Here is a 21,360-nt window from a genome sequence, read left to right as displayed (position 1 = left end):
CCGGACCTGAGCTAGTCGGAGTTGCGACTCGCGAACCAGGCCTCGACCTCGTCGACGGTGCGCGGGATGCCGCGCGAGAGGTTCTCCGCTCCGTCGGCGGTCACGAGGATGTCGTCCTCGATGCGCACGCCGATGCCCCTGAGCTGCTCGGGCACCGTCAGGTCGTCGGGCTGCAGGTAGAGTCCCGGTTCGATCGTGAACACCATGCCGGCCTCGAGCACGCCGTCCAGGTAGAGCTCGCGCCGCGCCTTCGCGCAGTCGTGCACGTCGATGCCGAGGTGGTGGCTCGTGCCGTGCACCATGTAGCGGCGGTAGAGCTGCTCAGCGGGGTCGATGCCCTCGACGCCCAGCGGCATCCCGAGCTCCTGCGTCCGCGCCGCGATGACCTCCATCGCGGTGTCGTGGATGGTGCGGAAGGTGATGCCAGGGCGGACGATCGCCAGCGCCGCGTCAGCGGCCTCGAGCACGATCTCGTAGACCAGGCGCTGCTCTTCGGAGAAGCGGCCAGCGACGGGGATCGTGCGCGTGATGTCCGCGGTGAAGAGCGAGTCGACCTCGACTCCCGCATCCACCAGGATCAGCTCGCCCGCGTTCACGGCTCCCGAGTTCTTCGTCCAGTGCAGGATGCACGCGTGGCTGCCACAGGCGGCGATCGTGTCGTAGCCCACGTCGTTGCCCTCGAGGCGGGCTCTCGCCTGGAAGACGCCTTCGACGATGCGCTCGCCACGCGGGTGCTGAGCCGCCCTCGCCAGGGAGCCGACGATGTCGTCGAAGCCGGCAGCGGTCGCGGCGACGGCCTCTCGCATCTGGGCGACCTCGTAGGAGTCCTTGACGAGCCGCAGCTCGCTGAGGTCCTGAGCCAGGAGCGCGTCCTCCGCGAGCAGGGCGTCGAACTCGGCGTCGGGCAGCGACATGGTGCGCCGAGCCTCGTCGACGCGCCCTGTCAGGTCCGGGTCCGCCTCGCGAAGCACCAGGGTGCGGGCGTCCGTCACGAGGCCGAGCTCGGAGAACTCGCTGAGATCGCGGGCAGCTACGTCGAGGTCGGCTGCGGTCTGCGCGAGCGACGGGCGCGGCCCGATCCAGAACTCGCCGATCTCGGAGTTCGCGTAGAACTCATCGCTGTCGCGGCCGGCACGCTCCCGGAAGTAGACCGTGGCCTCGTGCCCGTCGTCGACCGGATCGAGGACCAGGACGGCCCCGGGCTCCGCGTCGGAACCCCATCCGGTCAGCTGCGAGAAGGCCGAGTGAGCGCGGAAGCGGTAGTCGGTGTCATTGGAGCGCTGCTTGAGGCTTCCCGCAGGCACGACGAGTCGCGCCCCGCGGTGCCGGGCCGAGATCGCCTCGCGGTGGCCGGCGGCAGTCGGGACGGAGACCCGAGCCTCCGGAAGGGGCTCGTCTCGGTCTGCCCAGCCGCGCATGATCTGCGCGCGGAAGGCGTCGCTCTTCGGAGTCGTGCTGCGGTTCTCGTTCTCGTTCGCTGGCGCTTCGCCGGGCTTGACGCCTTCTGCGGTCTCGGCAGCCTCATCGGTCGCTGGAGCGACGGCGGGGGAGGCTGCGGCGGACAGTGTGCTGGCGCGGTCGGAAGTAGTCACCCCCACATTCTCGCGCGGAAAACTGGGTGGCGCGGTCAGCAGGACCGAACCACGAGAGCAGACAGGCTCAGCCCGAGGAGGAGGGGGTCAGCTGCGCGAAGACGGGACGGTGGTCGCTGCCCGCCGTGTCACGGGAGAGCAGGACCTCGAAGCCCGTGACGCTCCACTCGCTCGTCGCCATGACGCGGTCGATGTTCGCGCCCAGCAGCGGCGGCACACCTGCCGTCCACGTGCCGACGGACCCATTGCCGGTCGCGAGCGCTGCGTCAGCGCAGGCACCGAGCTGGCTCGAATCGTCGACCCCGAGGCCGGAGAGGTGATCGAGGGTCGAGTTGAAGTCGCCCGCCATGATCGTGTTGCTCGAGCACTGCTGGGCGAGCCACTCGAGGTCGGCGTTCCACGCGTTCATGTTGCCGGGAGTCGGGGAGACCGGATGCGCCGCGATGATCGTCGGCCCGTCGCCATCCACGGGCACCGCGATGACGGTCGGCAGCGTGCTCGTGTCGCCCCGATCGGTCACGACCTCGTAGTCGCCGAGGTCAGGGGAGATGAGCAGCGTCGTGGAGGTCGCCTTGTAGTCCTCGTCGACCGTGTGCGTGTGCACCCACATCGGGGAACCCGCCTCGGACATCTGGGCCGCGATCTCCACGCCGAGCTCCTCCGTCGTCTCGGGCAGCACCACGACATCGGCGCCGACCTCGACGGCCAGCTCGGCGATCGAAGGAGATCCGGGCGCATCGCCGCGGGTGTTCCAGCTGAGGATGTTGATGCTCCCCGGCGAATCGCTCCCCGCGACGGGGGAGCCGAGACCCCGGTCGACGAGCACCGCCGCCGTCGACGCGACGAAGATCGCGATGACGAGGGTCGTCATCCCGAGCACCGCACGTGCCTTGCGGGAAGCCAGGACCGGGATGAGGAGCAGCAGCATGATCGCCGTCGCGCCGATCGCCACGGGAAGCCTGAAGGAGATCGCCTGGGCCACAAGCGGCGACCGCTGCAGGTCCAGGAGCTGGGGCCAGCCGAGCACGACCGCCGCCGCGAGCGCGATGAGCCCGAGGACGAGCCCCGCCGCCCGGTAACCGGCGATCGAGGATCTTCTGCGTGGTGGTGAGGTACTCGGCATGACCGCCCCAGCGTAGTCTGCGTCGACAGGGGAGGCTGGGAGGCGCATGGCGATTGCCCATCCGAGCCCTGTGCTTTGATCGGAGCATGACCACCTTCGACAAGCCAGGCATCGACCTCCACACCCACTCGGTGGTCTCCGACGGGACCGAGGCGCCAGGGGAGGTCATCCGGCAGGCGGCGAGAGCCGGCCTCGAGGCAGTCGCGCTCACCGACCACGACACGACGGCAGGCTGGGCACAGGCCCGGGCCGCCGCGCTCGACGTGGGCATCACCTTCATCCCGGGCATCGAGTTCTCCTCGCAGCTCAACCACGCCAGCGTGCACGTGCTCGGCTACCTCATCGATCCCGCAGACGAGGTCATGCTCGCCGAGATGCAGCAGGTCCGCGAGTCGCGTGTCTCGCGAGCCGAGCGCATGGTGCAGATGATCGGCGGTGACCACGACCTCAGCTGGGACGACGTCCTCGCCGTCACGGAGCCTGGCGCGACGGTGGGTCGGCCGCATATCGCCGACGCGCTGGTCGCGAAGGGCCTCGTCGAGAGCCGAGTCGCCGCCTTCGAGACGATCCTCCACTGGCGCGGCGGCTACTACGTGGCGCACTACGCCCCGAGCCCCTTCGACGCGGTCAAGCTCATTCGCCGTGCGGGCGGCGTACCCGTCCTCGCGCACCCGGGATCGAGGGGGAGGCGCGGCATGGACACGGAGACCCTCGAGGGCCTGATCGAGGCGGGCCTCGGCGGCCTCGAGGTCGGGCACCGCGAGAACGACGCAGCCAGCAGAGCGATCCTCCTCGAGGTCGCCGAGCGGCACGATCTGATCATCACCGGATCCAGCGACTACCACGGGACCGGAAAGCCCAACCGGCTCGGAGAGAACACGACCGAGCTCGGGCAGCTGCGGCGCATCATCGAGCAGGCCACGGGGAGTGAACCCGTGCGCGGCGCGGGGCTGTAGCCGCCGACTCGCCTTCCGCCGGCCGGACACGACGACCCTCCGTGCGAGACGGCAAACGGCGCCGAGCGGATGCTCGGCGCCGTTTGCGCGGTTCGTGCCTCGAACGCTACTCGCTGGCCTGGGACCCCTGGCGCGGGGCGCCGGACTCGCTGCCGGACCCGCCACGACGGCGGCGACGGCGCCGAGCCGGACGCTCTGCCCCGGCCTCGCCAGCAGGCTGCTCGCCGGCGGCCGTCGACTCCGTGCGCGGCGCGGTCTCGGCCGGAGCCGCAGCTGCGTCGTCGCTGCGGCGACGCGAGCGCGAGCGAGCCGGACGATCGGCGGAGCCTCGTGAGCTGGAGCCACGGTCGCTGCGTTCTCCGCCGCGTTCTCCGCTGCGTTCTCCGCCGCGTTCTCCGGTGTGACGGCTGCCGGGCGACTGCACCTCGCGCTTCGGCGCAGCGATGCGTCCCTTCGTGCCCTCGGGGATGCGCATGTCGGCGTAGAAGTGCGGCGAGGACGAGTACGTCTCGACGGGCTCCTCTGCACCGAGCTCGAGTGCCTTCGAGATGAGCGCCCACTTGTGCAGGTCGTCCCAGTCGATGAAGGTCACGGCGATGCCCGTGTTGCCGGCGCGCCCCGTGCGGCCGACTCGGTGGAGGTAGGCCTTCTCGTCTTCCGGGATGGTGTGGTTGATGACGTGCGAGACATCGTCGACATCGATGCCGCGGGCCGCGACGTCGGTCGCGATGAGCACGTCCTTCTTGCCGGCCTTGAACGCGGCCATGGCACGCTCGCGCTGCTCCTGGTTGAGGTCGCCGTGCACGGCTGCCGCCTTGAACCCACGGTCGGTGAGCTCCTCCATGAGCTTCGCAGCTGCGCGCTTGGTGCGCGTGAAGATGACGGTCTTGCCGCGACCCTCGGCCTGCAGGATGCGGGCGATCATCTCGTCCTTGTCGAGCGGGTGAGCGCGGTAGATGACGTGCTCGATGTTCGCCTGCGTGATGCCCTCATCCGGGTCAGTCGCGCGGATGTGGATCGGCTTCGTCATGAAGCGACGGGCCAGCGCGACGATCGGGCCGGGCATCGTCGCCGAGAAGAGCATGGTGTGGCGGGTCGCCGGCGTCTGCGCGAAGAGGCGCTCGATGTCGGAGAGGAAGCCGAGGTCGAGCATCTTGTCGGCCTCGTCGAGCACCATCTCACGCACGTTGGAGAGGTTGAGCATGCGCTGCTGCGCGAGGTCGAGGAGGCGGCCAGGCGTGCCGACGACGATCTGAGCGCCGGCCTTGAGCTGCTCGATCTGGCCCTCGTAGGCCTTGCCGCCGTAGATCGGGACGACGGTGGTGCTGCGCCCGGTGACGGCGATCTGCAGGTCTTCGTAGACCTGGACGGCGAGTTCGCGCGTTGGCACGACGACAAGCGCCTGGACGCCGTGAGCCGGGTCGAGGCCGAGTCGCTGGATGAGCGGGAGGCCGAAGCCGAAGGTCTTGCCAGTGCCCGTCTTGGCCTGGCCGATGATGTCCTGCCCGCTGAGCGCGAGAGGAATCGTCTGCTCCTGAATGGGGAACGGCTCGGTGATGCCGTGTCCCTCGAGCGCCGAGACGATGTCGGCATCGATGGAAAGGTCGGAGAACTTCACGAGTGAAACGCCCTGTCTGCAATTGTGGGATGCGCCCGGGAAGTCGAAGGGCGCCGAACGGCCGCGGTCGCGGCATCGCCACAGTCTAGCGAATACCTTGAATTCGGTCCTCAGCACGCCCGCGCATCCGTTGTTCGCCCGGAAACGGTCTGCACGGACCTGCGACGAAGGGAACTTCTCTGGCACATAGGATGAGCGTGTGAAGCCAGTATTCGGAAGGCGCGGCGGAGACCGATCCCAGGACGACGCAGCCCCAGCATCCGCGCCGAGGCCAGCGACGTCGCTCGGCGACCTGCTGGTTCCCGCCGACGTGCTCGTGGCTCGCGCGGCCTACCTCGAGCTGCTCCTCTTCCAAGAGCTTTCTGCCATCGTGAATGAAGCCCCCGCCCTTGCCAACAAGCAGCACATCGGCGCTGCGGCGAACGCGGCGCTCGAACGCCACAGGGCCCTGCTGGGCGGGGCGGAAGCCGCCGCGGCTCCCGACGCGATCGCGCGCATCGGCGATGCGGCCACGCACTTCGCCGGCTATCCAGAGCGTGTCCTCGGCCACGACTGGGCGCAGCGGCTCCTCAGCTGCCATCTCTCGTCCGGCTTCTTCCGCGACTTCTTCGGAGAGGTCGCCGAGTACGGCGGCGAGAGCTACCGGGCGGCGCTTGCGCCGGTGTTCCTCACCGACGAGGAGCGCGACCAGCTGGTTCCCGTCATCGACGCAGCGATCCACTTCGAGGACGGTCTCGGCGACCGCCTGGCGATGTGGGGACGGCGCATCGTCGGAGACACGGTGCTCGCGATCCGGCTCGCGCTCGACGTTCCCCTCGGCTCGAGCGGAGACGCCTTGATCCCAGACGGGGAAGCGCAGCTCGAGAAGCTGGCCTCGGTGCTCTACGCCGGCCACTCGCGCCGCATGAACACGCTCGGGCTCGCGGCCTAGGAGCTCGCGATCCAGGAAGCGCGCGGCGGTATCGCCGCGCCCGCAGCCCACGACGAAGGCCCCCGTCCTCGACCGCTCCGATGAGCGTTCCGAGTGGCGGGGGCCTTCGGGGTGTTCGAGCCGAGTGCGCTCGCGTGGCTAGGCGCTCTGCGCGCGGCCGAGGTGGCTCAGCCGGTGCAGGAGATCGTCGTCGTCATGCTGGCGACGGCTGCTGAGCGACCACCCGACGGACACCGTGGCGATCGCCGCGACCGCGAGGGTGATGACCCAGATCCAGCCGCCGTCGTAGGCGAGCCACGGGGCGGAGGCCTGGAGCCACGTCAGCGCCTGCCAGACGACGAGGGCGACGATGCCGCCGAGCGCCGGGAGCAGCACGGGGCCGCGCGTCGATCGGTGCGGTGCCGCGAACTGCACGGCGATGCCGAGGAGGATCCCCGCGAGGCCCGCGAACATGAGTTCCATGGCCGAGGCTAGGCGATGAAGCCGACGCGACGGGCCTGGTCGCCCGAGAGCTCCACGTAGAGGATGCTCTGGGTGGAGACGAGGTACGAGCGTGACTTCGAGTCGTGCAGCTTCACGATCGCTGCGTCCTTCGCGACTGCCTCTTCGATGATGCGCTCGAAGTCATCCTTGGTGAGGTCGGTCTCGAACGAGAGCTCTCGTGGGGCGTGCTTGATGCCGATGCGAACTTCCACTTGGCGCCTTTCGAATGCGAACGGGTGTCTGGCAAGGCTACCGGCAGCCTGCCTGGCGCGCGCACATTGACGGCGCCTTTCGCCGTGGGCGCAACAGCGCGCCCATCGCGCCGTGACATCCCGTGCGCAACCGTCGATGTCGGTGGCCCGAGATACCGTGACTGCATGACTTCAAGCGCCGCATTCGACGCCGTGCCCCTCGACGCCGCACAGCGGGCTGTGCTCGAGGCCTCGATGCGCTCGCATGTCAGCGTCGTCGGCGCGCCGGGCTCCGGCAAGACGACGACCCTCGTCGAACTGCTCGCGAAGCGAGTTCTCTCGGACGGGCTCTCCACCGCCGAGGTGCTCGCGCTGACGCCAGATCGCCGCAGTGCCGCGCGGCTCCGGGAGGTCATCGGCGAACGGCTCTCGGTCAGCACTCCCGGGGCGATGGCGCGCACGCCCGAGTCCGTCGCGTTCGAGATCGTGCGCGCGGACCGCGCCAGGCAGGGCCTGCAGGCGCCGCAGCTCTTCACGGGGGCCGATGAGGACACGATCCTCGCGGAGCTCATCCAGAGCGATCTCGAGGCGCGTTCCGCGACCGGCCACGAGCAGCTGCACGCGGCACCCATCGAGTGGGCGCCGCCCGTCAGCGTCGAGACCATCGGCCTCCGCGGCTTCCGAGCAGAGGTCCGCGACCTCCTGGCGGCGATGTCCGAGTACGACGTGACCCCCGAGCGACTCGAGGAACTCGCGCACCTGAGACCCGTGTGGTCGGGAGCATCGGCCTTGGCCCGCCAATTCCGCGAGAGCATCGCGCAGGCGAAGCCGAATGCGTTCGACACGCCTGGCATCGTGCTCGAGGCCGTCAGCATCGTCCACGCGGCTGAGCGGCTCGACGCCTTCTCCGAGCTCAAGCTGCTCCTCGTCGACGACGTCCAGGAGTTCACCGAGTCGGGAAGGCGGCTGCTTGCCGCCTTTGCGCTGCGCGGGGTGCGCGTCGTCGCCTTCGGCGACCCCGACATCACCACGGGAGGGTTCCGCGGTTCGCGTCCCGAACTGGCTGCCGACTGGCGGGGAGAGACACGCGGCTCGCTCGAAGAGCCGCTGAGGCTCGTACTCGGCACGGCCCACCGTGGCGGCGCCGAGCTCCGTGCATTCGTGCGGGGGGTCACCGAGGGCATCGGCGTGCAGCGGGAGCTGCGGCACCGGGCAGCCGAGACACCCCGAGTCGGCGGGCCGCCGGAGTCCGCCCCTCCGGCGGTGGCTCGTCTCTCGGCCCCATCGTCCGCTGCCGAGTGCCGGGGCATCGCCGACTACCTCCGTGAACTGCACCTGCTGCACGGCGTGCCGTGGGACGAGATGGCCGTCATCACGCGTCGAGGCGGGAGCATCGAGTCGCTTCGTCGTCAGCTCGCGAAGCTCGAGGTGCCCACGAGTTCCTCTCAGGCGCTCCCTGCGGCAAGCGACCGCGCCGTGCAGGCTGTCGTCCGACTCGCCGCCATCGCCAGCGGTGCTCAGGAGCTCACTGCGGAGGCGATCTCGGAGCTCGCCGCCTCGCCGGTCTTCGCGATCGACCCCGTGCAGCTGCGGCGGGTCCGGCGCGCACTGCGCCTCGACGAGATCGCCGCCGGTGGGAACCGGCCGGCCGACGACCTCCTCGTCGAAGCCGTATCCCGCGTCGCAGGGCTGCGCCTCCTGACCGACCCGGATGCCCCCGCCTCCGCGACGTTCGAGCGCCTACTCGCGACTGGCGGTTCTGCAACCGGCCGAAGCGCCACGCGCGCCCTCCAGCAGCTGGGGGCCCTCCTGCGCGCGGTGTCAGGTGAGATCGCGGCCGCGAACGGGCAGCAGCGCAGCATCGCAGCCGACGAGGTGCTCTTCGCCGTGTGGGAGCGTCTCGGCCTCGCCAAGCCCTGGCGCGAGCTGGCGCTCGGCTCCGGGCCCCGCGCCGAGCAGCTCAGCGCGCACCTCGATGCACTCGTCACGCTCTTCGACGTCGGCAAGAGATTCGTGGAGCGGCAGCCTGACGCCAGCATCCGCGACTTCCTCGAGCAGTGGACGGGAAGCGAGGTCACGGCGGACTCGCTGGCGAGCCGCACGCACGGTGGCACGGTGACCGTCACCACGCCGGCAGCTGTGCTCGGGCGGGAGTTCAGGGTCGTCGTCGTCGCAGGCCTCTCCGACGGCGTCTGGCCCAACCTCCGTCTTCGCGATTCACTCCTCGGCGCCGGACAGCTCGCGGAGCTCGAACGGGGCATCGACACGACCCGCGACCTCGTCGACCGTCGACTCGAGGTGCTGCACGACGAGCGACGGATGTTCGCGCAGGCCGTCTCCAGGTCCTCCGAGTGGCTCCTCCTGACGGCCGAGGAGAGCGAGGACAGCGCGCCCTCCCCGTTCTTCCTGCTCACACCCCGCACCTGGCCAGTAATCCCCGCGGCAGCCGAGACCGCCGCCGAGGGCGCGCTGACGCTCCGCGCGATCGTGGGGGAGCTGCGTCGCACAGCGATGCTGGAAGGCGTCGACCGGTCAGCGGCCGCTGGCCTCGCAACGCTCGCGCAGGAGGGGGTGCCCGGCGCGGCGCCCTCCGAGTGGTACGGCCTCGCGGGGTCCACCACGGGCAAGCCACTGCACGACCCGAGCGACCCAGAGGCGAACATCCCCGTCTCTCCATCCAATATCGAGAGCTTCGAGGACTGCGGCGTCAACTGGTTCGTCAGCTCCCACGGGGGTGGGAGCACAAGCGAGAGCATGAACGTCGGCAACATCGTGCACGCTGCGGCCGAATTCGAGTTCCCAGACCTCGAAGCGCGCACAGCATTCGCGCAGGCGAGGCTGCGGTCGAGCGATTTCGACGCCCCCTGGCAGGAGACCGCGGTTCGAGCCAAGGTCGACGAGCTCGTGCGGAACCTCTCCGCCTACCTGCACCGGGTCTCGCTCGGGGGAGGGACGCTCCTCGGCGCCGAGCGAGCCTTCTCCGTCGAAGTCCGGGTCGAAGGCGAGGACACCGCCAAGATCACCCTGCGCGGCAAGATCGACCGCATCGAGAGCACGGCGGCTGGCTCGGTCGACGTCGTCGACTTCAAGACCGGCAGATCCATGCCGTCGAACGACTCCATGTCGTCCAACGCGCAGCTCGCCGCGTACCAGATCGCGCTCACCTCGGGCGCCGTGAGCGACCCCGTCGAGCGTCCTGTCCAAGCCGTCGAACTCCCTCCGCGCAGCGACCGTGGAACGCAGATTCCGGCGGCACCGGTGCACGAGGCCAAGCTCGTCTTCCTGGCGAAGCCCACGAAGAAGCTCGAGTGGAGCGAACGCACGCAGCAGCCGTTCGACGACGAGGCCACTGCCGAGTTCTTCGAACGAGTCCGCTCGGTCGCCCTCGGCATGATCGGCATCCCGGAGCCCCTCGGGTCCGGCTCCAGCTCGGATGAGCTCGCAGACGCCCACTACCAGGCCCACCTCGAGTCGCACTGCCTCGGCTCGTTCGGTGGCGGACGAGCGTGCGCGCTGCACGCCGCATCGGAGGTCACCGAATGACGCACACCTGGCCCATGGGAGCCGTCACGCACGGCGACATCGCGTTGGCGCTCGCCGACAACGATCCGTCCCGCATGCTCGAGCCGACGCCCGAGCAGCGTCTCGTCATCGAGGCGCCCCCGGTTCCGAGCCTCGTCATGGCAGGTGCCGGAAGCGGCAAGACGCAGACCATGGTGCAGCGCATCGTCTGGCTCGTCGCTGCGCAGGGCGTGCATCCCACCGAGATCCTCGGCCTCACGTTCACTCGGAAGGCCGCAGGAGAACTCCGCGAACGCGTGCAGCTCGCCCTCGCCCGGCTCCGCAGCGAGGGGCTCGTCGGAGGAGACGAGTTCGCGTCCCCGGAGGTCTCGACCTACAACTCGTTCGCCAACCGGGTGTTCTCCGAGAACGCGCTGCTCATCGGGCAGGAGCCGGATGCCCGCATCGTCGACGAGATGACCGCCTTCGCGCTCATGCGCAGTGTCGTGCTGGCAAGCGACGACACCAGGCTCAGCTCGCTCGACCTGCAGCTCGGAGCCATCACGACCCTCGCTCTCGGCGTCGCACGTGCGATGCGCGACAACCAGCTCTCTGCCGCGGCCTGCGAGTCCTTCGTCGAGGAATTCCGGAGGGTTGCCGAGCTCCCCGGTCGGGGCACGGCGAACACGCCGTTGAAGCCGGTGGTCGACGCCGTGGCGACCCTGGATGAGCTGCCGATCTTCGTCGGGCTGGCTGAGCGCTACCAGCTCGAGAAGCGCAAGCGGGGGCTCATCGAGTTCTCCGACCAGGTCACCTTCGCGGCAGAGATCTGCTCGAGCACGCCGGCCGTCGTCGAGGAGCTGCGGGCCAGGCACCGCTTCGTCATCCTCGACGAGTACCAGGACACGAGCGTCGGCCAGACGCGTCTGCTCGGCACGATCTTCGGCGACCACCCCGTGCTCGCCGTCGGCGACCCCAAGCAGTCCATCTACGGCTGGCGTGGAGCCAGCCCGGGCAACATGCGTCGATTCCATGGCGACTTCAGGTCTCGTATCGTGCCGCCCGATGAGGAACCCACGTTCCAGCTCTCGATCTCCTGGCGCAACGACGCCAGGATCCTCGACTCGGCGAACCAGGTCGCCGCACGGCTGCCGGAGGCCAACGACCCCGGTGTCACGCAGCTCGGCACCCGGCCAGGGGCAGGCGAGGGGCGGGTCTCGCTTGCCTTCCCCGAGACGCTCGACGACGAGGCGGCCGCCGTCGCGACCTGGATGCGAGAGCGGATCGTCGTCGACGGCGACACCCACGGCGACGCCAGACCGCCGTCCGGCGCCGTGCTCCTGCGCGCGCGGAAGCTCCTCCCGCTCTTCTCCGCAGCGCTGACGCGCGCGGGCGTGCCCAACCGGGTCATCGGTCTCGGCGGGCTGCTCTCGGCCCCGGAGGTCGTCGACCTCCGCTGCGCCATGCGCGTCGCGCACGACTCAACCGCAGGCAACGAGCTCATCCGCCTGCTCGTCGGCGCGAGATTCCAGTTCGGCCTCGCCGACGTCCAGGCGATCCACGACGTCTCGCGCAGCCTCGCCAACCGCGACGTCACCATGGCGTCTCTGGCTGACGAGGTGCGGGCAAGCAAACGCGACCTCGCGACGGGCGACGACGAGGTGCCCCTGCAGGAGGCCCTCGACTTCCTCGCGTCCCGGATCGCCTCGGAAGATCGCCGAACCGAGCCCGACACCTGGCTGGCCGGTCTCAGCCCCGGCGCCCGACAGCGCATCCCTGCCGTCAGCGAGCTGATCGCCGAGCTCCGCCGGAACTCAGGACTCCCCATCACGAGCTTCGTCGACGCCACGATCGCGCTCATGGGCCTCGATCTCGAGGTCACCGCGAACCCCGGCAACATCGCAAGAGTCGGCAACCTCGACGCCTTCGCCGAAGCGGCGGCTGCATTCTCCTCCGCCGAACCGGATGCCGACCTCGGCGCGTTCCTCGACTGGGTGGAGATCGCCGCAGGCGACGACTCGCTCGCGCCGGTGCAGGAGCAGGCCGAGCCCGGCGTGGTCCAGCTGCTGAGCATCCACGGCTCCAAGGGGCTCGAATGGGACTTCGTCGCGGTTCCCCGCAGCGTGGAGGGAGAGATGCCGAGCACCTCGATAGACGGGCTCGGCTGGATCCGACGCGGCGTCATCCCCTACGAGCTCCTCCTCGACGCGCACGACCGTCCGGAGCTCCCGTGGCGAGACGCTGAGACGCAGAAGGAACTCGCCGACCTGATGGTCGACCTCAAGGAGCGCATCAAGGAGCGCAACGACGACGAGGAACGCCGACTCGCCTACGTCGCCTACACCCGCGCCCGGCACGAGCTGCTCATCGCCGGCTCGTACTGGAGCGCCATCCACAAGACCGCCCGCAAGGTCTCGGTGTTCGTCGACGAGCTGGCTGAAGCCGGCATCATCGACACCCCACCGGAGAACACCCTCGACGAGGCGCCGGCATCACTCGCCGCCGACAGCGTCGCCTGGCCCCATGCCCCCTTCAGCCCGGAGCGTCACGAGCGGGTGACCGAGCTCGCACAGGCCGTCGCCCACGCCCGGGACACCCAGGCCGCACCAGGCGGAGCGCTCGCGAGGCGCATCGAGCTGCTGCTCCGCGAACGCGCCGAGCGCAGCACCGTGATGAGCGTCGAGCTCCCTGCGCGCTTCGCCGCGTCGAAGTTCAAGGACCTCGTCACCGACCCCGCGGAGATCGCGGCTCAGCTGCGCCGGCCGATGCCGCAGAAGCCCTTCAGGCAGACCCGCATCGGCACCATGTTCCACGCCTGGGTCGAGGCCCACTACGCCGCCCCCAACGCGGGAGGAGACCTCCTCGGCATGGCGGAGATCTTCGGCACGGAAGACGGCGCGCTGAACAGCCTCGCCGACGCCTCGAACGCCGACTTCGCTGAGCTCGAGCGCCTGCAGGAGGCGTTCCTCGAGACCCCATGGCCGCACCGGACCCCCGTCCTCGTGGAGCAGACGATCGAGTTCCGACTCGGCGATCGGACCGTCGTCTGCAAGATCGACGCGGTCTTCGAACACGAGGGACGCATCGAGGTCGTCGACTGGAAGACGGGCAGGGTTCCGAGCGGCGACAGCGCACGCTGGGAGCGCCAGCTGCAGCTCGCGCTCTACACGCTGGCCTACTCCGAGCACACGGGGGTGCCGCCCGAGCGCATCGACGCCGTGCTCGTCTACGTCCGAGAGGGCGAGGAGATCCGAGTCCCTGAGGTCACCGGGCGAGCAGAGCTCGAACGGCTGCTGGCGGAAGCCGAGGCAGCCCTCAGCGCAGCGAGTCCGTCCGCATGAAGTCGTTCGGCGGGGTGTCGTCGTCGAGGTCATCCTCGGCGGCGTGATCCACGTCGACGTCCGGACTGTCATCCGGATGCACGCCCGAGGGGGCACCGGACGGCGACTCGTGCACCAGACCGGGGAGCACGCCGCTCCCGGTGTCGTGCGCGTCGGGCTGATGAGCCGGACGCCTTCCGGCGGCTTCCTTGAGCAGCTCCTGCACCTCGGCGATGTCGAGCACGGGCAGCGTCTCGTGCACCAGCGGCTGCGCGGGGGCCCGGTGGATGCGGTCGACGAGCGAGTCGAGCATCCCCTCGGCGTCCGAGATGATGTCCGCGTCACCGGCCTCGACCCCGTGCAGCAGCCAGCGAGCGAGCTCCAGCTCCGCGTAGAGGAGGGCCCGCTGCCGCAGCTGCCGGTCCACCGTTCCCGGCGCCTCGTCCGTGTACTCGTCGAGGATGCCCCTCGCGATCGCCCCGTCCAGCGACGAGATCCAGTGCAGGTCTCGAGCGGGGTCACCGACGCGGAGGTCGCTCCAGCCGAGCACCCCCCTCACCTGGTTGCCGTCGGTGATGATCGAGGACAGGCCGAGCGCCCCGTGGATGACCGTCGGCTGGAACTGCCAGAGCGAATCGTCGTCGATGGCCGCGCTCCAGCGGCGATCGAGGGTGACGGGCAGACGCCCGGTCTCCTTCGCTCGCGCGATCGTCTGGGCGGCGGCCTGCCTGGCCTCCGAGGCGGTGAGCGTCGGCATCCCTGCAGCCTCGACTGGCCCCTTGGGGAGGGAATGGACGGACGCGATGGCGCGCCCGAGGCTCACGAGGAACAGCGTCCCGGGCTCGAGGGGCTCGCGGTCGGCCGGAATGCCTCGAAGGTACGTGTAGACCGCGACGCGCTCGCGCTTCTCGGCGAGGTGACCGAGGACTTCCGAGACCTGGAAGGGGAGCCTGCTGCGCATCCCAGGCGTCAGCACGGCGAGCGCACGGACGTCGGCGAGCTGCTCCTGTGCCGCAGCCGACGAGGTCGGGCGGCGCGCGATGACGGTCTCGCCGTCGGCGAGGGTCAGCAGGGCGGCGTCGAAGTCACCGTGCGCCCCGAACGTGTGCTCGAGGGCCGCAGCCACATCGAGGTCGGGTACAGCGGCCACTGCAAGTGCCGCGAGTTCCAGCGAGAGCTCAGCCATGGCTCCAGGTTAGGAGGCACGGCGAAGCCTGAGTGAGTGCCACGCCCGCACGGCCTCGAGGCGACCTAGGATGAATCCGCCTATGAATCACTTCATGTCTCGTCTCCCTCTTGCCCAGCAGCAGACCGATCGCGACCACGAGCGCCGCAGCGAACCCGGTCTCGTGCAGTCGCTCTTCGCCGACGGCGCCACCCGTGTGCTCGTCCTGAACGGCGGCAAGGCGCTCATGCGGTCGGCGGGTGACGGCCCCAAGCTCGAGCTGCTGTCCGCGACCAGCGAGCGCGCGACGCTCCTCGCGCCGGTTGTCGCCGACGCCGTGTACCTGGGCAGGACGCTCGCCGACGACGAAGACCTGCCGCGCGGCACCTCGGTCGTCTCGGTCAGCGTCGACGACGCACTCGCGGCGGCGATCGAACCGGATGCCCGACTGTGGGCCGGGCTCATGGAGACCGCCGCTCATCTCGGGGCGGTGCACTGCGGACTGTTCACCGAGGCTCTCGCCATCACGAACTGGCACGACTCGCACGCCTTCTCGCCACGCACGGGCTCGGCCACGAGCGCCGGCCTCGCCGGTTGGGTCAGGCAGGCCGAGGGCGAGAAGCACGTGAGCTTCCCCCGCACGGATGCCGCCATCATCGCCGCGGTGCTCGATCGTGACGATCGGATCCTGCTCGGCGCGAACGTGAGGTGGAACCCACGCCGCTTCTCCCTCCTGGCGGGCTTCGTCGAACCGGGGGAGTCGTTCGAGGCCGCGGTCGCGCGGGAGATCTACGAGGAGGCGCGGGCGCACGTCGTCGAGCCGAGGTACTTGGGCTCGCAGCCCTGGCCGTTCCCCGCGAGCATCATGGTGGGCTTCACGGCGAAGCTCCACCCGGACCAGGATCCGGCCACCGTCGAGCCCGACAACGACGAGATCGTCGAGCTGGGGTGGTTCACCCGGGACGAGGTCAGGGCCATCGAAGATCGCCTGCCCGGTCCCACCTCAATCGCCCGCGCGATCATCGACGCCTGGCTCAGTGGTCACCTCGACTGACGCGGACAGCCTCGCGCAGTCGTCGACGGCGGATGTGAGCCTGCTGGCGTCGCTCAACGATGCCCAGCGGGAGGCGGCGCTCGCTCTTGTCGGCCCCGTCTGCATCCTGGCAGGTGCCGGGACGGGCAAGACGCGGACGATCACGCACCGCATCGCGTACGGCATCCGCGCCGGGGTGTACGACCCCTCGCGGGTGCTCGCCCTGACCTTCACGGCGAAGGCGGCGGGGGAGCTGCGTGGGCGACTCCGAGATCTGGGAGCATCCGGCGTTGCGGCACGCACCTTCCACGCGGCGGCGCTCAGCCAGCTCGGCTTCTTCTGGCCGCACACGGTCGGCGGCCCCGCCCCGGCCATCGTCAAGGGCAAGGGCAGGCTCATCGCCGAGTCCGCGGAGCGCATCGGCCTGCGGCTCGATCCTGCCGGCGTGCGCGACATGGCGACCGAGATCGAGTGGCGCAAGGTGCGTGAGCTGTCCCTCGAGGAGTACGCCATCCAGCTGCGGTCGTCGCGATCGCTGCCGAAGGGGGTCAGCGACGACGCGGCTCTCGGCCTGCTGCAGGCCTACGAGGACATCAAGGACGAGCGTCGGCAGATGGACTTCGAGGATGTGCTGCTGGCCACCGTCGGCATGCTCGAGCTCGAACCGTGGGTCACGCAGCGTGTGCGCGAGCAGTACCGGTTCTTCGTCGTGGACGAGTACCAGGACGTCTCGCCGCTGCAGCAGCGGCTGCTGCAGCTGTGGCTGGGTGCGCGTCGTGAGCTGTGCGTCGTCGGCGACGCGGCCCAGACGATCTACTCGTTCGCCGGCGCCTCGAGTTCCTTCCTGACGGGGTTCCCTGAGCGGTATCCGGATGCGCGGGTCGTGCGCCTCGAGGACAACTACCGCTCCTCGTCCGCCATCATCGGCGTCGCGAACGAGGTCGCCAGGCATGTGCCGTACGCGCTCACGCTCGAGCCGGCGGCCGAGACGCCCAGGCGCGAGCCCCTGCCCGAGGTGCTGCAGTTCCACGACGACGACGACGAGGCTCGCGGTGTCGTCCACCGGATCGGCGAGGATCTGCGAGGCGGCATCCCCATCGAGAGCATCGCCGTGCTGTACCGGACGAACGTGCAGGCCGCGGCCATCGAGCGCGCTCTCCAGGACTCGGGCATCGCCTACTCGGCCATCGGCCAGCGGCGCTTCTTCGACCAGCCCGAGGTGCGCCAGGCGCTCAGCGCCCTACGTGCCGCCGTCATGCAGGAGACCACGGGGCCGTTGTTCCAGGCAGTGAGCGACGTGCTCCGCGATCTTGGCTGGACCCACGAGCCTCCCGCCGATTCCGGCGCCCTGCGCGACCGCTGGAACTCCTGGGATGCGCTGCTCCGCCTCGCCGACGCCCAGCCGCACGGCACGAAGCTCGCCGAGTTCTCGGCGGAGCTGCAGCAGCGCGCGAAGATGCAGTACGAGCCGGAGCTGCGAGCGGTGACCCTCTCGAGCATCCACGCCGCGAAGGGCCTCGAATGGGACAGCGTGACCATCGTCGGCGTCAGCGAGGGGCTGCTGCCGATCTGGTACGCGGAGACGCAGGATGAACTCGACGAGGAGCGCAGGCTCCTGTACGTCGCCGTCACGCGCGCGCGGAAGCGTCTGCGTCTGACGCACGCGCAGTACGGCGGTCGGCGCGACGCGGAGCGGCCGGCTTCTCGCTTCCTGGCAGAGCTCGGCACCCGCATTCGTCGTGGAACGAACGGGGCGTTCGGCGGACCTCGCCGGTGAGCGAGTCGATCGTCAGGACCTCCGGACCGCAATAGCGCGAGGCGGTTCCGTCGCGAAGCCACGACGACACCGCGTCGACGACCAGGCTGCGAACGACCTCCCTCGTGAGGCGCGGGAGCTGGGCGCGCGTCGTGAGCGCGAGCTGGGTGGCGATGGCAGCCCAGGCGCGATCGGCGTCCAGTCGGTTCAGGTCCTCGCAGCGTTGGCAGGGGGTGCGGCCGGGCACGACGAATGGACCGATGCTCGCGTCGAGGTCGCCCGCGACGACGGCGAGGTGCGGCACATCCCAGGCCATGAGCGGCGTGTACCGCCGAGGCGGGAGGACGTAGTCTCCGCAGTCGACGACGAGGCCGATCTCGGCGGGTCTCGGGGGCTGGTAGTCGCCGCGCGCGCTTCGCACCGTGCAGCCGAGCGCCGCGACGTGCCCGGCGAGGTCGTCGCCGGCGATCGTGCCGCGCACGAGGATGACGGGTGGTCGCGCCTTGCCGCGAGGTGCGGCTGCCCCGGACCTCCGGCGCGGCGAGACGGGTACCGGTTCGAGGAGCGCCCGCACGCGCCCGAGCAACGCCTCGATCTCGTCGCCGTTCAGTCCGAGTCGTGCGCCCCGCTCGTGGAACTGCGCGAGCGTGCCGCCGCTCCGCAGCGACTCGATGAGCCGCTCGGTGGCCGCGCTCGGCTCGCGGATGACCGCACGAGCGTTCACGCCGCCCAGTTGCAGCTCGGTGGGGGAGCGCCACACGAGGGGCACGCCAGGTGGCAATCGCAGTTCCATGCAGAGATCCTGCTGGAACGCTCGAAGCCCCGCAGGAGTTCTCCACAGCCCACGTCGGACGAGGCCGAGGCCGAGCCAGGACCGGGACCGCAGCCATGACCGGTGGTTGCGGTCTGCCGGAGGCGCGAGATCAACTCGTTGGCGTGTCGCCACCCTCCGGTGCGTCGCCGAACGCCGAGGGGTCGTCGAGGAACTTCGTCAGCGCCTCGTCGTACTCGTCGGCGGGGAGCTCGCCGAATCCGAGCCTCGTGACGAGTGCCTCGGGGTGGTCGATGTCCTCGCTCGTCGGGAGAGCGTCGAAGTGGGCCCAGAGCTCGTCACGGGCGGCCGCTCCGTGCGCTTCCGAGACTGCGCGCCACATGGCGGCGGCCTCGCGGAGGCGGCGTGGACGGAGCTCGAGCCCGACGAGCGAGGCGAAGGCGCGCTCGGCGGGGCCGCCGACGGCGCGACGGCGCCGCACGGTCTCCGCGAGTGCGACCGACTTCGGCAGCCGCGCTGTCGCGTCTTCCGTGACGACGTCGACCCAGCCCTCGATGAGGGCGAGCATGGTCTCGAGGCGGGCGAGTGCCGCCTCCTGCTGCTCCGTGCGGGGCGGGATGAAGGCGCCCTCGGAGAGCGCAGCCCTGATCCCGTCCGGGTCGCTCGGGTCGAGCGTCTGCGCGAGCTCCTCCATACGGGAGACGTCGATGCTCACCCCTCTCGCGAACTCCGTGATCGAGGAGATGAGGTGCAGGCGCAGCCACTTGGCGTGCTGGAAGAGCCTCGCGTGGGCTGTCTCGCGGACGGCGAGGTAGAGCTCGATCTGCTCGCGGTCGACGTCGAGACCCTCGGCGAAGTCGTCGATGTTCTGCGGCAGGAGCGAGGGACGGCTGTGGTCGAGCACCGGCACGCCGATGTCGCCTCCGGCGACGACCTCCTCAGCGAGGTTGCCGACGACCTGGCCGAGCTGCACGGCGAACATCGCGCCGCCGATGCCGCGCATCATCGAGGACGACTGGCCGAGCAGCTGCGCCATCTCCGGCGGGGTCTGCTCGGTGAGCACGTTCATGAGGGCGTCGGCGATGCTCGTCGCGACGGGCTCGGAGAGCGAGGTCCAGAACTGGATGGAGCCGGTGATCCACTCGAGTCGGGTGAGCGTCGCTGGCGACTCGCTGAGCTCCCCGAGCTGGGTCGCCTCGCTCAGCCACAGCTGCGCGACGCGGAAGGCCTGGTCGAATCGGGCGGCCTCCTCGGAGCTGATCTCGCGGTTCTTGGGCTGCGCGACCCGACGGGCCTGGTCGCGTGCGACCTGCCAGTCCAGTCCGTTGCCCGGGTTCGCGACGGCCGCCTGCAGCTGCGCCAGCAGCGCCTGCACCGCGGCAGGGTCGTTCGGGAGCCCAGCGACTCCCGCCAGCTTGGCGGGGTCGAAGCCTCCCTGCCCGCTCAGCAGCTCGCGGAGCAGCTTGCGCAGCTCGTCTTCGGATCCGTCGTCGGGAATCGGTCCCTGTGCATCACTCATTCCGCACCTCCCAGCGCTTGGATCTACGCTAGCTCGTGGCCCCTCCAAGGAAGGGTCGCCGTGACTGCGTATGCGCCGAGTGCCTTGCGCCACGGGCGAACAATAGCCGCAGGACATCGAAACGAGCGCAGTGACCTTCTTCTCCGAACCCTCCTTAGAGGGGGATGCCCGAGTTCGCGAGCAGTCAGAGGCGTTTGCCAGGGCGCACGAGGCGAACCGCCGCCGCAGCGAGGAGGGCTCGAGGCGGGCGCGCGTCGGACTCGTCTTCCTCTCCATCGGGATGCTCCTGCTCGTCGCCCTCGGCTTCAGTCCGGCGCCGTACGTCGTGCGCTCTCCCGGCCCCGTCTTCGACGCGCTCGGCACGGTGCAGGCCTCGCAGGAGGACACGACGCAGGTCGAGGTCATCACGATCGGCGGGGCCGACACGTTCGAGCCGTCTGACGGGCAGCTCGACGTCATGACCGTGAATGTCGGGGGCCGGCCGGAGAACCTGCCCAACTGGTTCGAGGTCTTCATCGCTCTTGTCACGCCATCCAACGACGTCCTCCCCGTCGAGGCGTACTACGCCGACGCGGAGACCGGCGAGCAGCGCGATGCGCAGAACGCCGCGCTCATGCAGGGTTCTGAGGCCGATGCGATCGCCGCAGCGCTCATCAACGAGGGGTACGACGTCGGAACTGCGCTGGCGGTCGTCTCGGTCGGGGAGGACGGGGCTGCGGCGGGCATGCTCGAGCCCGGGGACATCGTCAAATCCGTCAGTGGGATCCCGGTCGACTCGACGGAGGGCCTGCCAGCGGCCGTGGCCGAGGCATCCGGGGGCGACCTCGACAGTCTCGGACCGGTCGACGTCGTCGTGGATCGGGCCGGCGAGAGCAAGACGTTCTCGATCACGCCACGCCCGGGACTCGTCGAGGGGGAGGAGCGGCCGCTGCTCGGAGTCACGGTCGCCACCCAGCACGAGTTCCCGATCGATGTCGACATCGAACTCGGCAACGTCGGCGGACCGAGCGCGGGGCTCATCTTCGCGCTCGCCGTGTCCGACAAGCTCGTCGACGGCGACCTCACACAGGGCCTGCACATCGCGGGCACCGGCACGATGTCGCCCGATGGCACGGTCGGCAGCATCGGCGGCATCACGCAGAAGCTCTACGCCGCCGTGGAGGTCGGCGCCGACCTCTTCCTCGCGCCAGCGGACAACTGCAAGGACGTCCTGGACGGGGGCATCCCCGGTGACATCCCGGTCTACGCCGTGTCCTCGCTGAACGAGGCGGAGCAGGTCATCCAGACGGTTGGGGACGGCGGAGACACCGGCGCGCTGCGCACCTGCGAATCGGTTCTCGGCTCATGACCCACGCCAGTCTCAGTTTTGCCAGGCAGTTGCCAGATAAACTCCTCTAGTT

Annotated in this window: 14 protein-coding genes; 7 read left to right on the top strand and 7 right to left on the bottom strand. The window is 70.0% G+C overall.

All coding sequences use genetic code 11. The annotated features are described in order from the left end of the window. Window positions 1–11 precede the first annotated feature (11 nt). Complete coding sequence (locus C5E06_RS11675) at window positions 12–1,592, bottom strand: aminopeptidase P family protein (protein ID WP_374953234.1); 1,581 nt, start codon at window positions 1,590–1,592, stop codon at window positions 12–14. A gap of 67 nt (window positions 1,593–1,659) precedes the next feature. Next, window positions 1,660–2,715 (bottom strand): endonuclease/exonuclease/phosphatase family protein, encoded by a 1,056-nt coding sequence (locus C5E06_RS11670; protein ID WP_104307279.1) that lies wholly within the window; start codon window positions 2,713–2,715, stop codon window positions 1,660–1,662. An 86-nt stretch (window positions 2,716–2,801) separates the two neighbouring features. Between C5E06_RS11670 and C5E06_RS11665 the strand changes: the two genes are divergently transcribed. After that, a complete protein-coding gene (locus tag C5E06_RS11665; RefSeq protein WP_104306949.1) occupies window positions 2,802–3,671 on the top strand; it encodes a PHP domain-containing protein in 870 nt (289 codons plus the stop codon). 106 nt (window positions 3,672–3,777) lie between these two features. On the opposite strand, the gene C5E06_RS11660 is transcribed toward C5E06_RS11665, so the two are convergent. Further along, window positions 3,778–5,289 carry a DEAD/DEAH box helicase gene (locus tag C5E06_RS11660; protein WP_104306948.1) on the bottom strand — a complete coding sequence of 504 codons (1,512 nt, stop codon included), beginning with the start codon at window positions 5,287–5,289 and terminating at the stop codon, window positions 3,778–3,780. Between the two features lie 199 nt (window positions 5,290–5,488). On the opposite strand from C5E06_RS11660, the gene C5E06_RS11655 reads away from it, so the two are divergent. After that, the gene (locus tag C5E06_RS11655; RefSeq protein WP_104241590.1) at window positions 5,489–6,220 is read left to right on the top strand and encodes a ferritin-like fold-containing protein; all 732 of its coding nucleotides are present in this window, start codon (window positions 5,489–5,491) and stop codon (window positions 6,218–6,220) included. A 138-nt stretch (window positions 6,221–6,358) separates the two neighbouring features. Here C5E06_RS11655 and C5E06_RS11650 read toward each other — a convergent pair whose 3' ends face one another. Together C5E06_RS11650 and C5E06_RS11645 are read right to left on the bottom strand one after the other, a co-directional pair. Beyond that, window positions 6,359–6,682: a hypothetical protein gene (locus C5E06_RS11650; RefSeq protein ID WP_146080979.1), complete on the bottom strand. Its 324-nt coding sequence runs from the start codon at window positions 6,680–6,682 to the stop codon at window positions 6,359–6,361. 8 nt (window positions 6,683–6,690) lie between these two features. Then, on the bottom strand, window positions 6,691–6,915 hold the full coding sequence (locus tag C5E06_RS11645; protein ID WP_104241588.1) for a DUF3107 domain-containing protein: 225 nt from the start codon (window positions 6,913–6,915) through the stop codon (window positions 6,691–6,693). Window positions 6,916–7,080: 165 nt separating this feature from the next. Between C5E06_RS11645 and C5E06_RS11640 the strand changes: the two genes are divergently transcribed. Then, window positions 7,081–10,437: a UrvD/REP family ATP-dependent DNA helicase gene (locus C5E06_RS11640; protein ID WP_104306946.1), complete on the top strand. Its 3,357-nt coding sequence runs from the start codon at window positions 7,081–7,083 to the stop codon at window positions 10,435–10,437. Continuing rightward, window positions 10,434–13,736 carry an ATP-dependent DNA helicase gene (locus tag C5E06_RS11635; protein WP_104306945.1) on the top strand — a complete coding sequence of 1,101 codons (3,303 nt, stop codon included), beginning with the start codon at window positions 10,434–10,436 and terminating at the stop codon, window positions 13,734–13,736. Before C5E06_RS11640 ends, C5E06_RS11635 begins: the two co-directional genes overlap by 4 nt. Here the strand turns inward: C5E06_RS11635 and C5E06_RS11630 are convergent. After that, on the bottom strand, window positions 13,711–14,901 hold the full coding sequence (locus C5E06_RS11630; protein ID WP_104298563.1) for a phosphotransferase: 1,191 nt from the start codon (window positions 14,899–14,901) through the stop codon (window positions 13,711–13,713). The genes C5E06_RS11635 and C5E06_RS11630 overlap by 26 nt on opposite strands. A 94-nt stretch (window positions 14,902–14,995) precedes the next feature. Between C5E06_RS11630 and nudC the strand changes: the two genes are divergently transcribed. Together nudC and C5E06_RS11620 are read left to right on the top strand one after the other, a co-directional pair. Then, window positions 14,996–15,934 carry an NAD(+) diphosphatase gene (gene nudC / locus C5E06_RS11625; RefSeq protein WP_258063137.1) on the top strand — a complete coding sequence of 313 codons (939 nt, stop codon included), beginning with the start codon at window positions 14,996–14,998 and terminating at the stop codon, window positions 15,932–15,934. Beyond that, the gene (locus tag C5E06_RS11620) at window positions 15,918–17,690 is read left to right on the top strand and encodes an ATP-dependent helicase (protein ID WP_258063136.1); all 1,773 of its coding nucleotides are present in this window, start codon (window positions 15,918–15,920) and stop codon (window positions 17,688–17,690) included. The genes nudC and C5E06_RS11620 overlap by 17 nt, the downstream gene beginning before the upstream one ends. A gap of 902 nt (window positions 17,691–18,592) precedes the next feature. Here C5E06_RS11620 and C5E06_RS11615 read toward each other — a convergent pair. Then, entirely contained in the window at window positions 18,593–19,960 is a 1,368-nt protein-coding gene (locus tag C5E06_RS11615) for a zinc-dependent metalloprotease (RefSeq protein WP_104241583.1), read from the bottom strand. Window positions 19,961–20,090: 130 nt separating this feature from the next. On the opposite strand from C5E06_RS11615, the gene C5E06_RS11610 reads away from it, so the two are divergent. Continuing rightward, complete coding sequence (locus C5E06_RS11610) at window positions 20,091–21,308, top strand: PDZ domain-containing protein (protein ID WP_104306944.1); 1,218 nt, start codon at window positions 20,091–20,093, stop codon at window positions 21,306–21,308. The last annotated feature ends 52 nt before the right edge of the window (window positions 21,309–21,360 follow it).

This window comes from Pseudoclavibacter sp. RFBI5, assembly GCF_002931395.1.
Classification (GTDB): domain Bacteria; phylum Actinomycetota; class Actinomycetes; order Actinomycetales; family Microbacteriaceae; genus Pseudoclavibacter.
This window is presented reverse-complemented; position numbering and strand designations above follow the sequence as displayed.

What these genes read in the sequence shown, in the direction of transcription:
- C5E06_RS11670 (WP_104307279.1), bottom strand. Translation starts at nt 2,715, where the DNA reads ATGCCGAGTACCTCACCACCACGCAGAAGATCCTCGATCGCCGGTTAC.
- C5E06_RS11665 (WP_104306949.1), top strand. Translation starts at nt 2,802, where the DNA reads ATGACCACCTTCGACAAGCCAGGCATCGACCTCCACACCCACTCGGTG.
- C5E06_RS11650 (WP_146080979.1), bottom strand. Translation starts at nt 6,682, where the DNA reads ATGGAACTCATGTTCGCGGGCCTCGCGGGGATCCTCCTCGGCATCGCC.
- C5E06_RS11640 (WP_104306946.1), top strand. Translation starts at nt 7,081, where the DNA reads ATGACTTCAAGCGCCGCATTCGACGCCGTGCCCCTCGACGCCGCACAG.
- C5E06_RS11635 (WP_104306945.1), top strand. Translation starts at nt 10,434, where the DNA reads ATGACGCACACCTGGCCCATGGGAGCCGTCACGCACGGCGACATCGCG.
- C5E06_RS11630 (WP_104298563.1), bottom strand. Translation starts at nt 14,901, where the DNA reads ATGGCTGAGCTCTCGCTGGAACTCGCGGCACTTGCAGTGGCCGCTGTA.
- nudC (WP_258063137.1), top strand. Translation starts at nt 14,996, where the DNA reads ATGTCTCGTCTCCCTCTTGCCCAGCAGCAGACCGATCGCGACCACGAG.
- C5E06_RS11615 (WP_104241583.1), bottom strand. Translation starts at nt 19,960, where the DNA reads ATGAGTGATGCACAGGGACCGATTCCCGACGACGGATCCGAAGACGAG.